This is a genomic window from Nostoc sp. (genome assembly GCF_036919615.1).
Lineage (GTDB): Bacteria > Cyanobacteriota > Cyanobacteriia > Cyanobacteriales > Nostocaceae > Nostoc.
In genome coordinates, this window is record NZ_JBALCN010000095.1 from 24648 (window position 1) to 41630 (window position 16983).

The 16983-nt window shown below is 44.7% G+C and carries 7 protein-coding genes; 2 read left to right on the forward strand and 5 right to left on the reverse strand.

The genetic code is table 11. From position 1 onward, the window contains the following. Window positions 1-138: 138 nt before the first annotated feature. Window positions 139-2412 (reverse strand): cation:proton antiporter domain-containing protein, encoded by a 2274-nt coding sequence (locus tag V7K48_RS27565; RefSeq protein ID WP_335077323.1) that lies wholly within the window; start codon window positions 2410-2412, stop codon window positions 139-141. Between the two features lie 369 nt (window positions 2413-2781). Between V7K48_RS27565 and V7K48_RS27570 the strand changes: the two genes are divergently transcribed. Next, window positions 2782-3288: a hypothetical protein gene (locus tag V7K48_RS27570; protein WP_335077325.1), complete on the forward strand. Its 507-nt coding sequence runs from the start codon at window positions 2782-2784 to the stop codon at window positions 3286-3288. Window positions 3289-3745: 457 nt separating this feature from the next. Here V7K48_RS27570 and V7K48_RS27575 read toward each other — a convergent pair whose 3' ends face one another. The 3 genes from V7K48_RS27575 to V7K48_RS27585 form a co-directional block, all read right to left on the reverse strand. Next, on the reverse strand, window positions 3746-4723 hold the full coding sequence (locus tag V7K48_RS27575; RefSeq protein WP_335077327.1) for an SDR family NAD(P)-dependent oxidoreductase: 978 nt from the start codon (window positions 4721-4723) through the stop codon (window positions 3746-3748). 18 nt (window positions 4724-4741) lie between these two features. Continuing rightward, a complete protein-coding gene (locus V7K48_RS27580; protein ID WP_335077329.1) occupies window positions 4742-11359 on the reverse strand; it encodes a HAMP domain-containing protein in 6618 nt (2205 codons plus the stop codon). 481 nt (window positions 11360-11840) lie between these two features. Further along, entirely contained in the window at window positions 11841-12212 is a 372-nt protein-coding gene (locus tag V7K48_RS27585) for a hypothetical protein (protein WP_335077331.1), read from the reverse strand. A gap of 342 nt (window positions 12213-12554) precedes the next feature. On the opposite strand from V7K48_RS27585, the gene V7K48_RS27590 reads away from it, so the two are divergent. Continuing rightward, complete coding sequence (locus tag V7K48_RS27590; protein WP_335077333.1) at window positions 12555-12806, forward strand: hypothetical protein; 252 nt, start codon at window positions 12555-12557, stop codon at window positions 12804-12806. Between the two features lie 342 nt (window positions 12807-13148). Here V7K48_RS27590 and bchH read toward each other — a convergent pair whose 3' ends face one another. Beyond that, window positions 13149-16862, reverse strand: a complete 3714-nt coding sequence (bchH, locus tag V7K48_RS27595; RefSeq protein ID WP_335077336.1) for a magnesium chelatase subunit H — start codon at window positions 16860-16862, stop codon at window positions 13149-13151. Window positions 16863-16983: the final 121 nt, after the last annotated feature.

The window sequence follows — 16983 nt, forward strand, 5'->3', positions numbered from 1 at the left end:
GAGTTTGAGAGGTTTTTTGCGTAAGTCCTATCCCTGCAAAAGCCAGTCTCCAAGCTAGAGATAGTCTCCTTTTCCTGCACCCTCGCAGACAAATGTGCAATTACCTTAACCTCTTACAGATAGAGGGGGAGTGAATAGTTACATAGAAAGGGGTGCTGAACTTGCGATCGCAAATAACTGTTCTAGTTGACTCAGACCTGTCAAGCCACCACATAACAATACTTGGTCTCTAACTCGTAAGTCCATGCCGCCATCAGGATAGCGAATAAATTTACCATCGCGCCGGATTGCCTGTACCTGTACTCCATATTGCTTGCCAATATCTAAATCTCTAAGGGTTTTACCTAGCGTTGGCGCATCTGCATTAACTGTAATCCACTGACAAGCACTATTTTCTCCAGGAACAACAGCTTGTCCTTTAGCTAACTCTGCTAAAGCCGCCAGTTCTTCATCTGCTCCCACTACCAGCAAGCGATCGCCTTCTTCCAATTTGGTTTGATTATTGGGATAATCAATTTCATCGCCGTTAGTGCGGCGAATTGCCATCAAACTCGCTCCTGTTAAGTAGCGCATATCTACTTCTTCTATACTCATGCCAATTAAAGGCGAAGCAGATGGGAGAGGATACCAGCGCTGATTTAAATCGCGAGTTGCTTGGCGCAAATCACGAGCAACTTCAGTAGCAGAACGCTCTGGCCGCAAATCTAAATAATGATCGTTGCGGATTTGCTGCATTTGGCGTTGGACGACAGCTGGCGACAACAAGCCTAAGCCAGTTAATAAATGAGTTGCCATTTCTAAGCTGGCTTCAAACTCTGGTTGGACAACTTCTTTAGCTCCCAATTGATACAGCACCTCAATATTTTTATCCTGGGTAGCACGGACAACCAAATCTAATTCTGGGCGCAATTCCAAAGCGCGTTTCAAGCAAAGGCGGGTACTCATCGGGTCTGGGAGGGCGATCGCCATTCCTTTGGCATGATTCACCCCGGCGGTTTCTAGAACATGTAAACTCACGCAATTACCATAGACATAAGACACACCCATCTCACGCAACTGCTGAATTCTACTTTCTGATTGGTCGATTACTACCACAGGCAGGTCATGTTGCAGCAACAACTTTACTAAATTTTTGCCAACTTGCCCATAGCCACAGACTACCACATGGTTTTTGAAGGGCAAATCTTCCGACACATCCCGCGCCTCTTGTTCTTCTAAATACGGTTTCAACCAGGGCATTGATTCAGCAAAGTTAAATAAAAATGGCACTAGCCGCAGGACAAAGGGAGTAAGCATGAGAGTAACTGCGGTGGTTCCCAAAATTAATAAGTATATTTGTCGGGACACCAGCCCCAATGCCTGCCCTTCACTAGCCAGAACAAAGGAAAATTCCCCAATTTGCGCCAGTCCCAAACCGGCGATTATGGCTGTTTTCAAAGGGTAGCCAAACAGCTTTACTAGGGGGGTGATAATCAAAAATTTCCCTACGAAAACTATTGCCACTAACCCCAAAATCAATTCTAGGTTGTTCCACAAAAACACTGGGTCGATTAACATCCCAATGGCAGCAAAAAATAAACTGGCAAAGATATCTCGCAAGGGTTCCACATAAGTCAGGGTTTGATCGGCGTACTCCACCTCAGAAATCATCAAACCTGCGACAAATGCCCCCATTTCAATCGACAGCCCCAAATGCTCTGTCAATAGAGCAATGCCCAAACATAGAGCTACAACCCCTAATAAAAATAGTTCTTTGCTTTCGGTACGGGCTAACAGTTGCAACAAAGGTGGTATCAGCCAAATCCCCGCAACTACTGCCCCGGCGGCAAATAAACCAATCAACAGTAGTGCTGTTAGCACGGTGATGCCAATAGTTTCTGCTGGTTGGTTAAGGGCTGGCAAGACTGCTAACATCAGTCCTAGTGCCAAGTCCTGTACTACCAGAATCCCTAGCATAACTTGCCCGTGGGGCGTTTCTGTTTCGTTATCTTCCATCAAACACTTGAGGACAACGGCTGTGGAAGACAAAGACAGAATACACCCTAAAAACATGCCCTTAGCAGGTAAGGCTCCCCAGGCTCCGGTTAACCCGCATACCACAACTGTGATCAAAATCGTCAAAGCAATCTGGAGTCCACCTCCGCCAAGAGCGATCGCTTTTACCTTCTTGAGTTCTCCAAAGGAAAATTCCACACCCAAGGCGAATAATAAAAAGGCAACCCCGAACTGTGCCAGAGTCTCTACTTGAATAACTTCTTTAATCAGTCCCAGTCCGGCTGGCCCAATGATCATCCCGCCAATCAGATAACCTAGCAGCACGGGTTGTCGCAAAAGTGCCGCCAGCAGTCCGCCACAGGCTGCAACTCCTAGAACTAAAACTAAATCAACAATTAGCCTAAAATCTTCTTCCACCAGTTTTTAAAGAACTATTAATTAAGACCTATTAAACTCAGGATACAAAGTTTTATATATCTCAGGACAGTTTGTTTTGTGAACTAAACCTCGTGGAAAGTCCCCAGGCTGGAAAGCTGGACAACCACGATAACGTAGAATTTCTTGTTTAATAGTCAAAAAACACACGAAGTAACCACGCAAACAGCAGCCCAAATCTACTTAACATTAGAGATTTTTATGCTTGAAGCTTGTATTTTATAAACTCAAAACTCAGCCCTGCTGGGTCGTTTCTTGTTACCTAGTCTAAACTCTAATATCAATTTACTGTGAATTATGTTGTCAACCATGAGTTAATAAATTTATGTATTTATAAGCAGGTGTTTTAGAATGAAAACTCGTAATACTTTAGTTAAGTTAACGATTTGTATACTGTTGGCACTCACGACTACTTTCTTTGTGAATCTGCACGAAGTTTTAGCTAATCCCATAGAGGATTGTCACAAACTTGTCACGGGCACGTACCTCGTGACAGTATCAGGTGACTTTGGTTCATTTCGTGCAATTATAACGTACACCCAAGATGGCAACCTTGTGGCCTCAGCCTCAAACCAAAGTGGTATTCCCTCTGTCCAACCCTTTGGTAATGTACAGGGCAGTTGGAAGTGTACTTCAGACAGAGAGATTGCTGCCACAGAACTCAACTTCAATTATCCAACAGCGACATTACCAGGTACAATTACCAGAACCGATCTTCGTGCGACGTTTGATCCTTTAACTGGGATAGTGCAAGCAACAGGAATACTCAGGTTTTTCAATCTAAAGGCAAATCCGCTTAATGATCATGCCCCAGTAGCGGGAACATTCACTTACACGGGGCAGCGTGTAAAACCTTGATAATAACTAATCTTTGTTGGGTATTGGATGTAGATGAGCAATAAAGTTCTAGCGCCGAACTTTGAGAGCCTTATAGTTCAGAAATCCCAGAAAAATCGAGTGCGTGAATGTGATCGCACCCATTCACGAGTATTAAAGGTGGATGAACGGAGTTAAAAGACTCGTTCACGAGTATCAAAGGTGGATTCATCCAGTTAAAAGACTCGTTCACGAGTATCAAAGGTGGATGAACGCAGTTAAAAGACTCGTTCACGAGTATCAAAGGTGGATGAACGCAGCTAAAAGGCTCGTTCACGAGTATCAAAGGTGGATGAACGCAGCTAAAAGGCTCGTTCACGAGTATCAAAGGTGGATGAACGGAGTTAAAAGACTCGTTCACGAGTATCAAAGGTGGATGAACGCAGCTAAAAGGCTCGTTTACGAGTATCAAAGGTGGATACCCCATCCCCAATGCCGATTAAATTTTAGGTGAGCTAACCGCACTCAATAGTAGTAATGACCACGGCATTTTAACATCAGGTATGAGCCATGAGTACTTTCGCAGTACAGGTAATGCAACTGGCAATACAAAACGCAGAGAACGTAGTGATGCGGGCCGATCACCATTTTCATCGACAATTCCATATTTATTAGCTAATTCGGCAACAATCTGCACCCGTCCTGTACGGCGCATGAGATTTGGCTCACAAGCAAGTGCAGCAATCACTCGTCCAGTTAATAAGGGAGTTTCCCAGTTGTAGCGCTCACTGATGAATGAGCTTTTTTGGTCAGTAGCATTGGTTTGATTCATTTCGGAAGCAAAACGGGAAAAAAGCTCAGTACCAACTATACCTGGCCAAATTGAAACAGAAGCGACATTATGGGGTTTGAGTTCAACAGCCATATCAGCTGCTAGGCGATCGCAAGCTGCTTTACCAGCACCGTATGCTGTATTAAAGAAGTAAGACATCCCAGCCCACGAGGAAATGGTGCAAATTAGTCCAGAGTTACGCTTGGTCATCATTCGGCTAGCAAAAATACTCGCAACATAGTGGCTACGAAGACCAACGTTGTTGCTAGCATCCCAAAGACTTGGTTCACCATCCCAAAAGGGCTGCCCATAGGCGTCTTTAACTGCCTGAACTCCTGAGTAAGCATTGTTAACCAGTAGGTCGAGTTGTCCATCCTGCTCATCTTGAATGCGCTCAAACAGTAAACGCACTTGCTCATCGTCGCTGTGGTCTACTTGCACGGGAATGCATACACCACCAACTTCCTTTATGGCTGATTGGGTTTCACTAAGACTCCCTGAAACCGCATCACTGGAAGAGTTGTTGAGGCTGCGGCCGGTGACGTATACAGTTGCACCAGCCTCAGCCAAGCCAATAGCAATTCCCCTACCAATTCCCCGCGTCGCACCTGTTACCAATGCCACTCTATCTTCAAGATGTTTCATAATCGCTTTTCTCTGCCGTTAACGGTATAGCCAAACACGCAATAGTGAAAGCAATTGTTCAGTATCTACGGGTTTGGTGATGTAATCAGATGCGCCGGCTTGAATACACTTCTCACGATCGCCTTGCATGGCTTTAGCGGTCAGTGCAATAATCGGCAAAGATTTAAATTGATCGTTTTGGCGAATCTGGCGTGTTGTTTCGTAACCATCCATTTCTGGCATCATTACGTCCATCAAAACGATATCAATATCTGGTGTAGTTTCTAACAAGGTAATCCCTTCCCTACCGTTTTCAGCATATAAAACTTGTATTTGATAACGCTCCAACATACTTGTCAGCGCGAAAATATTACGCACATCGTCGTCCACAATTAGCGCTTTTTTGCCAGTGAGTAAGTAGTCTTGTGAATGCAGTTGTTCGAGTATTTCTCGCTTGGGTGCAGGTAAATTTGCTTGAACTCGGTGTAAAAATAATGCTGTTTCATCGAGGAGACGTTCGGGCGATCGCACATCTTTAATGATGATTGTTTCGGCAATCCGCCTGAGTTCTGTTTCTTGAGCTTTGCTAATTTCTCTACCTGTGTAGACAATAATTGGCAATGTTTTGCCGTTAGGTAGAAGCTTTATCTGCTCGATCAGTTCAAACCCAGTCATGTCGGGTAGTCCTAAATCAAGAACGAGGCAATCAAAATGCTGGGTACGAATAGCTTCTAGTGCTTCTGTACCCGTACCAACAGCAGTGGTAGAAACATCGTTGTTGCCAATTAACTCGACAATACTAAGCCGTTGCGTATCATCGTCTTCGACTACTAATAAATTTTTCACCTGACGCTCAACAAAACCTTTAATTTTGGTCAACGCCTCGGATATTGTCTGGCTGGTTAAAGGCTTTTGCAGATATGCGATCGCTCCTAGTTGCAAACCGCGCTGTTGTCCTTCCTCAACGCTCATAATATGTACAGGAATGTGGCGTGTATTTTGGTCATGTTTCAGGCGATCCAATACCGTCCAACCATCCATTTCTGGTAACCTAATATCTAGCAAAATAGCTGAAGGCAAAAATTGCTGCGCTAGTGTCAAACCTGTACTGCCGTTTTGGGCAGTTATTACTTTGAATCCTTGCTGTTGCGCCATTTCTATGAGGATACGCGCAAAGTTAACATCATCTTCGACAATTAACAACACGCGATCGCCTATGCCAATAGTAGTGCGATCGTCATCTAAAACTGTTGTTAGCGGATAGCTATGGTTTATCCCGGGCTGAGTAGGGAGTGAGGAGTAGGGAGTGGGGAGGATTAATGTAGACTCTTGACTATTGACTCTTGACTGTTGACTCAATTGCGGGAAGTAGAACGTAAACGTGCTACCTTGACCGGGTTGACTGACTAATTTAATTTCGCCGCCAAAGAGACGAGCGATTTCGCGGCTAATTGATAAGCCCAATCCGGTGCCGCCGTATCTTCGACTGGTAGAGCCATCGACTTGCTGAAATGCCTCAAAAATCACTTTCTGTTTTTCCGGGGCTATGCCGATGCCTGTATCGCTAACTGAGAAGGCAATCACATGCTGGGCACGATTTAAAGTTTCCTGGTCATTGCTCCATCCCTGCTTCGCCATCGCAATCTTTAAGCGAACCTCCCCTTGCTCTGTAAATTTAAAAGCGTTGGAGAGGAGATTTTTCAACACCTGTTGTAAGCGTTTGACATCTGTATAGATGCTGAGTGGCAATTCGGGAGTAAATTCAATTGCAAAGGCAAGTCTTTTGCTTCGAGCTATTTCTCGGAAGGTGCGCTCAGTCTGTTCGCCCAACTCTGCTAACAGCATTTGGGTGATGTCAATTGACATAGTTCCAGATTCAATTTTAGCGAGATCCAGAATGTCATTGATTAACGTCAACAAATCAGTACCTGCTGAGTAAATTGTCTGGCTGTATTCGACTTGCTTGTTGGTGAGGTTGTGATCAATGTTATCTGCCAACAACTTCGCCAAAATCAACAAGCTGTTTAACGGTGTCCGCAGTTCATGGGACATGTTAGCAAGAAATTCTGATTTGTATTTTGAGGAGAGGGCAAGTTGTTCAGCCTTGTCTTCCAAAGACAGTCTTGCTTGTTCAATTTCCCAATTTTTGCGCTCGACTTCTTTCTTCTGCGTAGCTAACAACTCTGCCTTTTCTTCTAATTCGGCGTTGGTTTGTTGCAATTCCTCTTGCTGTCCTTTGAGTAAATCCTCAGAGGTTTTGAGTGATTGGGCTTGTTGTTCTAAGCGCTGGTTGGTTTGGCGGAGTTCGCTTTGCTGGGTTTGGAGTTCTTCAGCCAAAGATTGCGACTGCTTGAGTAATTCTTCAGTTCGCATCGATGCTGCGATCGTGTTCAGGACGATCGCTATACTTTCGGTAAGTTGGTCGAAGAATGTCAGATGAATTTCGCTAAAGCGGCGAAATGAAGCTAATTCTATGACTGCTGTCACCTGTCCTTCAAAAAGTACAGGTAACACCACCGCATTGAGTGGCGTGGCTTCTCCTAAACCAGAGGAAATTCTCACATAATCACTTGGCACTTCCGTCAGCAGTATTCGCTCTTTTTCTAAAGCGCATTGTCCTACCAAACCTTCACCCAAGTGGAAGCGGTTAGCCAAATGTCTGCGTTCGCGGTAAGCGTAACTACTAATTAGTTTCAAATACGGTATATGTTCCCCATGTTCCATCAAGAAGAATACACCGTGTTGCGCTCCTACCAAAGGTGCAAGTTCTGAGAGAATTAGTTTAGATACAGTTTCCAAGTCTCGCTGCCCTTGCAGCATTCGGGTAAACTTGGCTAAGTTAGTTTTCAACCAATCTTGTTCGGTGTTTTTCTGCGTTGTCTCCCGCAGGTTGGCAATCATCTGGTTGATGTTGTCTTTGAGGATGGCAACTTCACCTAGTGCCTCGACGGCAATTGAACGAGTTAAATCGCCCTTAGTTACAGCTGTAGCAACTTCTGCCAGCGATCGCAACTGGGTAGTAAGTGTAGCAGCGAGTTCGTTGACGTTATCTGTCAAATCTTTCCAAGTTCCAGCCGCCCCAGGTACTCTCGCTTGTCCCCCTAACTTCCCTTCAATTCCCACTTCTCTTGCTACTGTGGTTACTTGATTGGCAAATGTCGCTAGGGTATCAATCATCTCGTTGATTGTTTCTGCCAAAGTTTCAATTTCTCCTTTGGCATCTAACATCAGTTTGCGTTTCAAGTCACCGTTAGCAACCGCCGTTACAACTCTGGCAATACCGCGCACTTGGGCTGTTAAGTTCCCTGCCATTGAGTTAACGTTGTCTGTTAAATCTTTCCAAGTCCCTGCAACACCTTTGACTTGCGCTTGTCCGCCCAACTTCCCTTCAGTTCCCACTTCCCGCGCCACCCGCGTTACTTCACTTGCAAAAGAACTGAGTTGATCAACCATTGTATTGGTGGTATTCTTCAAGTCTAAAATTTCGCCTCTGGCATCGACAGTAATTTTCTTGGATAAGTCGCCATTAGCTACCGCTTTTGTAACTTCCGCGATGTTGCGAACTTGGGCCGTTAAGTTCCCCGCCATCGAATTAACGTTGTCTGTCAAATCTTTCCAAGTGCCTGCAACTCCTCTAACGTAGGCTTGCACACCTAATTTACCTTCGGTTCCCACTTCACGGGCAACCCTTGTTACTTCTGATGCAAAGGAATTTAGCTGATCCACCATTGTATTAATGGTGTTTTTGAGTTCCAGAATTTCGCCTTTAACATCGACAGTGATTTTCTTGGAAAGGTCGCCCTTTGCGACAGCTGTGGTAACTTCGGCAATGTTTCGCACTTGCGCCGTCAAACTTCCCGCCATAAAGTTTACGCTGTCGGTGAGATCCTTCCAAGTGCCGGCGACACCCTTAACTTCCGCTTGTACACCCAGCTTCCCTTCAGTTCCCACCTCACGGGCAACTCTTGTAACTTCACTTGCAAAGGAATTAAGTTGATCTACCATCGTGTTGACGGTGTTCTTCAACTCTAAAATTTCACCTTTGACATCAACCGAGATTTTCTTAGATAAGTCGCCATTAGCTACGGCGGTGGTGACGGCGGCAATGTTTCGCACCTGTGCCGTTAAACTTCCCGCCATGAAGTTCACGCTATCAGTTAAATCTTTCCAAGTGCCAGCCACACCCTTGACATCGGCTTGCACACCCAACTTACCCTCACTTCCCACCTCACGCGCCACCCGCGTCACTTCACTTGCAAAGGAGTTGAGTTGATCAACCATTATATTGATGGTATTCTTGAGTTCCAGAATTTCACCTTTGACAGCTACAGTAATTTTCTTAGATAAGTCACCATTTGCGATCGCAGTTGCAACTTCGGCAATGTTTCGCACTTGGTCGGTGAGGTTCCCCGCCATTAAATTTACGTTGTCGGTCAAGTCTTTCCAAGTACCTGCAACTCCTCTAACTTCCGCTTGCACACCCAATTTACCTTCAGTTCCCACTTCACGGGCGACTCTTGTTACTTCCGATGCAAAGGAACTGAGTTGATCCACCATCGTGTTGATGGTATTTTTCAACTCCAGAATTTCACCTTTGACATCGACAGTGATTTTCTTAGAAAGGTCGCCTGTTGCAACGGCGGTAGTCACTTCGGCAATGTTTCGCACCTGCGCCGTTAAACTTCCCGCCATGAAGTTTACGCTGTCAGTTAAATCTTTCCAAGTGCCAGCCACGCCGCGCACTTCTGCTTGCACGCCCAATTTACCTTCACTCCCTACCTCACGCGCCACCCTTGTGACTTCTGATGCAAAGGAATTTAGTTGATCCACCATTGTGTTGATGGTGTTTTTAAGTTCCAGAATTTCACCTTTAACATCGACAGTGATTTTCTTGGATAAGTCGCCTGTTGCAACGGCGGTAGTCACCTCCGCAATGTTCCGTACTTGTGCCGTTAAACTTCCCGCCATGAAGTTTACGCTGTCAGTTAAATCTTTCCAAGTGCCAGCGACACCTTTCACATCAGCTTGCACGCCCAGTTTACCTTCACTGCCCACCTCACGCGCAACTCTTGTGACTTCCGATGCAAAGGAACTGAGTTGATCCACCATTATATTGATGGTATTCTTGAGTTCGAGAATTTCACCTCTGACATCGACAGTGATTTTTTTAGATAGATCACCATTTGCGATCGCAGTGGCAACTTCGGCAATATTTCGCACCTGTCCGGTGAGATTACCCGCCATTAAGTTAACGTTGTCAGTTAAATCTTTCCAAGTACCCGCTACTCCCTGCACTTGCGCTTGCACGCCCAACTTTCCTTCAGTTCCCACTTCACGAGCAACTCTTGTGACTTCACTTGCAAAGGAATTAAGCTGAACCACCATCGTGTTGATCGTGTTTTTCAACTCCAGGATTTCGCCTTTAACATCGACAGTAATTTTCTTAGATAAGTCACCATTCGCTACCGCCGTTGTCACTTCCGCAATATTCCGCACTTGTGCCGTCAAGCTTCCCGCCATGAAATTCACACTATCGGTAAGGTCTTTCCACGTACCCGCTACCCCGCGAACTTCTGCTTGACCGCCCAATTTGCCTTCTGCACCCACCTCACGCGCAACTCTTGTTACTTCTGATGCAAAGGAATTAAGTTGATCCACCATGATGTTGACGGTGTTTTTCAACTCCAAAATTTCGCCTTTGACATCGACAGTGATTTTTTTAGACAAATCACCATTTGCTACCGCCGTTGTCACTTCCGCAATGTTACGGACTTGGGCAGTTAAATTCCCTGCCATTAAGTTAACGTTGTCTGTGAGATCCTTCCAAGTCCCTGCGACTCCTTTAACTTCGGCTTGCACACCCAACTTCCCTTCAGTACCCACCTCACGCGCAACTCTTGTCACTTCCGATGCAAAAGAATTAAGCTGATCCACCATCGTATTGACAGTGTTTTTGAGTTCTAGAATTTCGCCTTTCACATTCACAGTGATTTTTTTGGATAAGTCACCTTTAGCGATCGCAGTGGCAACTTCGGCAATATTTCGCACCTGTCCGGTGAGATTACCCGCCATTAAGTTAACGCTATCAGTTAAATCTTTCCAAGTGCCAGCAACACCTTGCACTTCGCCTTGCACACCCAACTTACCTTCAGTTCCCACCTCACGCGCAACCCGCGTTACTTCCGAGGCAAAAGAACCAAGCCGATCCACCATCGTGTTGACGATATTAGCAGTTTGGAGAAACTCACCTTGCAAAGGTCTGCCGTCAATTTCTGTAGCGATCGTTTGCGATAAGTCACCATTGGCAACTGACCGAATTACACGAGTGGTTTCTGCTGTTGGTTGAACTAAATCTGTAATTAGAGTATTGACAGAAGTAACACAAGCTGACCAAGAACCACGAACATCTCCAAGAGAGGCGCGATCAGTAATTTTGCCTTCTTTGCCGACAACATTACCAATTCGCTGTAGTTCTGCCGCCATCCGCTCATTCTGGTCAATAATATCATTGAGCGTGTCAGCTATTTTCCCCGCCACACCAGTATGGTCTATGGGCATCCGAGCCGAGAAGTCACCCTGTTTAACAGCATTCAGCGTTCTTAGTAGCTGATTTAAATCTAGATTGTCGCTGTCTCTAGTTAACTGTTCGGTTGCCATAGCCTTATCTCTAAAGAATTTTCTGGGTTTTCGTGTTTAAAAGAGGTTTTTTTAAAGCAATTCGTGACTCTATATTCCGGTTTACACCCGTAATGCATACTAACTTCTAATGATAACGGGGGAAAGGCAAGCTAGGCAGGGGACATACTTCGACTACTTCGGCTGCGCTCAGTAATCAGGCTATGGTGTACACACAAGTCGAATTACCCCCCTTAATCCCCCCTTGTAAAGGGGGGAAACAAGAAATTCTCTTCTCGTTCCCTCCCCTTGTAAAGGGGAGGGTTAGGGTGGGGTAATTCGAGGACTGGTAATAGATTCGATAACTTGTGTGTACACCGTAGGTAATCAGGGGGGCAGGGGGGGAGTTTGCTATGAGAGCTTGTTGTTACCAAAGAAGACGCATTGAACCCGCCTACAGCGCTGGTTCAATGCGTCTCTTTTATTATTGTTGTATTAACTTGCGATCGCTTCGGGCGGGCGGTTACGCCATCGCAACTGACTTTTTACGGGAAGGACGCTTGCGCTCTGATTTTTTCTTTAGTCCAACCGCTTGGGCTTGATCGCTATCTGATCCATATTGTCCGCGGATTACTTCTTTCATGGCTAATACGGCATTGTGAAATTCCCATTCTGCTAATCGCGCTGCATCGGTAGCAGCACGGTATAAAGTTAGTTTTTCAGTTTCGGCTTGTTGCTGCATCAACATATCCTGATAAGCTTGCAGTAATTTTGCTACAGAGGCATCAGGGCGGGTTGTGTCATAGGTACTGACAGTTTGCAAACCGTGTAATGAAGTAATATCTTGACTAATTGATTGAGAGGGCAAACGGCGTGTTTGATCTTGGGTAGGCATATATGCATACTGTTGTAAGAGATAAGTTTAATGTGCCCATTAGAACAAAAAAACTAACAGTGAATCAGATTTTTAGATAGAACAAAGTTAAGGAAACGTGGGTTAATTTTTGCAAGTCGATGCAATGGCATTGTCAGTCGATACAGTGGCATTCTTAATCGATGCGATCGCATTGTCAGTCGATACAATTAAGTAGGTGGGTGGGAAAATATCGCAAATCAGTTGTGATTGTATCTTGAAAAGTTTAGTTAATTTCACGTAGACTATATTTCATCCCAGGTAGTAAATAGATTTATAATTTCATTACAACAATTGCTGTAATGATTTAAGCGTTTCTTATATATGCAAGAGCATTTGTTGCAAAGTATTAAAAAATTGCGGCAACGGCTTATACATTTGCAAGAAAGGCTTAAGCGTTTCTTATACATGGAAGAGCATTTGTTGCAAATGTATAAGCAATTGCAGCAACGGCTTATACATTTGCAAGAAAAACTTAAGCGTTTCTTATACATGGAAGAGCATTTGTTGCAAAGTATTAAGCAATTGCAGCAACGGCTTATACATTTGCAAGAAAAACTTAAGCGTTTCTTATAAATGAAGTAATATTAGCTGCAAAGGTTTAAATTTTCACAGTCTCAACCGTAGGAGCGTAGGCGTAGCCCGTCATAGACATCGCTTTTGCTTTTTGTCTGAGATAATACCTCTTGCATAAATTAAAAATAAGAACCTAAAGAGCCAAAGCTACGCTTTGTTTCCTCTTTCCAAAGCATCTTACGGTGTACACACAAGTCTGAAATAGCTGATTAACCAAGGTTTTACCCCACCCTAACCCTCCCCTTAGAAAGGGGAGGGAACTAATTTCCTATCTCCCCCCAATATATCGGGGGGATTAAGGGGGGTAATTCGACATTTTTCATAATTGCTTCTTCTGCATTTCTAAACCGTTACTCCCTCCAACTCCTCATCTGTCAACTCATACAATTGCCGCAACTTATCTAACTTCTCATCATCAGCTTCCCAGAAACCCCGCCCATGCGCCTCCAACATTCTCCCTAAAATATTGCGAAAAGCTTCAGGATTTGCCTTGCGTAATTTATCCGCCATCTCTGCATCTAAAGCATAAGTATCAGCCGCTTGGTCATAAACCCAATCATCGGTAAAATCGGCAGTACCACCCCAACCAATTAACGCCGTCATCCGTTGGGAAATTTCAAACGCACCACCAGAACCTTGATTTGCCATCGCTTGCGCCCATTTGGGATTTAGCAACTTGGTGCGGTATTCCATTCGCAGCAAATCATCTAAATTGCGCGGTGTAGTATCTTTTGAGAAACTTTCCACAAAACTGGTTGTAACCTTCTTACCGCCTTGTTTTTCTGCTGCCCTTTTCAAACCGCCAGTATTGGCGTAATATTCTTGAATATCAGTTAAACCATATTCAACCGAATCGATTTCTTGAACAATGCGATCGCTAGTTTTTAACAACGTATTCAACACTTCCGGTCTAGCTTGACCTTTATCTTCTCTCCCATAGCTAAAAACATTGCGACTTTGCCAAGTATTCCCCAACTCCTCACCAGATTCCCAGTTACCATCCACAACCTTATCATTCACCAAAGAACCAAAATCACCCGCCGGATTAGAAAACAATCTCGCCGATGCATTTTCCACCCCTTGGGCTTTTAAAGCTAAAGCGTGTTTCCTAATAAAATTCTGATCTTCCGGTTCATCAGCATCAGTCGCCCGTTGAAATAAATCATCCAACAATTCGATGATATTTACAAAACTATCCCGGAAAATCCCAGACAAATTACCCAACACATCAATGCGAGGATGTCCAACCTCCAGCAACGGCTTTAATTCATAACGAACAATTCTACCAGTTCCTTCCTTAACAGGTTCAGCCCCCACCAACTCCAACAAAATCCCCAAAGATTCACCCTTAGTTTTAATCGCATCCAATCCCCATAACATCACCGCGATCGTTTCCGGATATGTCCCATATTCATCCAAATGCTGGGCGATAATTTTTTGAGCAATTTCTCGTCCCCGTTCATAAGCAGCAGGTGAAGGCATCCGATAAGGATCTAAAGCATGAATATTCCTCCCAGTCGGCAAAACACCAGCCCCATCCCGCAACAAATCCCCACCAGGCGCAGGCTGAATATATTCTCCATTCAACCCCCTTAACAAATTCGTTAACTCATCCGTAGATTGCATCAACAAATCCCTTATTACTCTTTCTTCCTCTTCTCTCTCCTCTCTGTGTTCTCTGCGCCTCTGCGGTTCGTTTTCTTCCTCCCCCCCAAAATAAGCCTCCAAATACGACCCCAACTCCTCCTCATTCGGTGCTTCCCCCAAAGTATGCAACCCAGAAGAAAACAACCGATTTTCTAAAACCTGCAAATATTCATACAACTCCACCAAATAATCATCAAAAGCATGACCACTAAACATCCGAACATTCTCCGGAGTAAACGCAATCCCCAACCGTTTAGCATCCTCAAACGGACAATCAGCATCCAACCCAGAGTCCACAATTTTTTTACAAATCGCTTCCTTAAGAACATAATTCTTTTGTGGATCTTCCCGATACTCCGAAATCAAATCTCGCAACGCCACCAATTCCTTATACAAACCTGCCCGTCCGTAAGGCGGTACATTATGAGAAATTAACACACCATAACCGCGACGTTTTGCCAACATCGATTCAGAAGGATTATTCGCCGCATATATATATAGATTAGGCAAATTTCCTAACAAAATATCCGACCAAGAATAACCCGTATTACCCAACGGAGAACCAGGCAACCATTCCACCGTCCCATGCATCCCAAAATGAACTAAAGCATCAGCTTGAAACTCATTTTGCAACCATTTATAATAAGCAGCATATTGCGGATGGGGCGTTAAATCCCGTTCAAACATTAAACGCATCGGGTCGCCTTGTATACCCAAAGGTGGTTGTACACCTATCCACACATTCCCTAATTGCACACCACCAATCTGGAATTCGTCACCATAAGTTTTAATACCAGTCCCCGTCAAAGATTTCCATTGTTTTTCAATGCGGGAAGTTTGCAGATATCCCAACCATTTTTCTAGTGTGCGAACATTGACAGAAGCAGGGATATTCTCCAGATCATTTAAAGATTCATCCGCCTCTTTCAAAGAGCGAATCAATTCTTCCCCATCTTCCGGTAAATCCCCAACGGTGTAACCTTGGTCTTTGAGTGCGTGGAGAAACTTCAGCAAACTACGCGGGACATTTAATAATGCCGCTGTGCCCACAGCACCATAACCTGGAGGAAACCCATATAAAATGATCGCAATCTTGCGTTCCGAAGCAGGTTTTTGCCGCAAAGCCACCCAACTTTTTACCCTACCAATTAATCGCTGCACCCGTTCGGGAACCAGATAAATATTTTCGCCCACCAAACCACCGAGGGGAACAGTATCAATAGCCCCATCCAGTTCGGGTAATGCGTACAACACTACACTTTGCAATCCGCCGACACCTTGGCGCGTCCATGAGGAAATATCTTGAATTAATAGTGGTGCAGCAACAATATAAGGTACATTCTTGGCAGTGAGGATGCGCTTTGCTACTTCCACCTGACGCCCTGCTTCCATTGAACCAGCCGGGCCACCCACCAGAGGAAAGCCAATTGTCGAAACGATCGCATCCACTTTCACTGCTTCACTAGATAGTGAGGCAGTCTCGATATTACCTAGTTGTCGTTGCTGAATTTCATAGTCGGTTGTCATCAAATCCCGTACCGCCACATGTCCTTCCACGCCGTTGATGAAGATGGGTAAAGGGATTAACCCGGCTGATTCAAAACTGCGAATCAGTTGGGGAATGTAGGGTTGTTTGGTGATGACGTGTTTTCGGTAGAGGAGAATTCCAATGACTGGGGAGACGCGATTAGGAAAGACGCGATTAGGAAAGACGCGATTAATCGCGTCTCTACAATGGGTTTTATACCATTCTAAATATTCGCGGGGCGATTCAAAAAATCCTTGATAATCGGGATGGAGTAAGCCGATGTTGGGGGTTTCGACTAGCGGGGGAATGTCGCCGACTTTTAAACCTAAATATTTTTCTGCCAGTGTCCAGAATAATGAAGCGACGTTTTCTGGGCCGCCAGCATTCCAGTAACCGTAAATAATTAACCAGTTGCGTAAGTCTTGGACTTTTTGCCCTGGCACGTATTTCAGTAGTTTGGGGCCAATTTTTAAGAAGCTGATGTAACCAGCGAGTTTGTCTTCTTCTCGTCCGTTGCTAAATTTGTCGAGGATGAATTTAATTGGTTTGGGCATTCCTTTGGGTTTGTCGCCAATGGCAAAGTTACCCAGCTTGGTTAAACTCATCAATTCCAAGGCTGACTCAAACACCAGGCGGATGGGAATTTGGGCAATGCGATCGCGCAACCACACAACCTGGTCATAATCAAATAGTAGGCTACCGAAAAATACATCAGCGTCATGAAGTGCTGCTTCTACCTCAGTGCGTTTGTTGGTAAGATCGCGATCGCTAAATACCCGAATATCCAACTGTGGACAGCGAGAGTTAGCCAAAAAAGCTGCTTTCCTGTACAAGTCAGCGTTGAACGATTCAAACCCAGCAACCAAGACGATGCGTTTCATGCCTGTAAGCTACGAAATATTTCTTTACTTAAATTTTAAACTGGCTCACAGGTTGATTGTTAAATATCTACCCACAGATTCCGGTCATTCAGGCGTACTAGTACAGAATGGCGGAAATAAA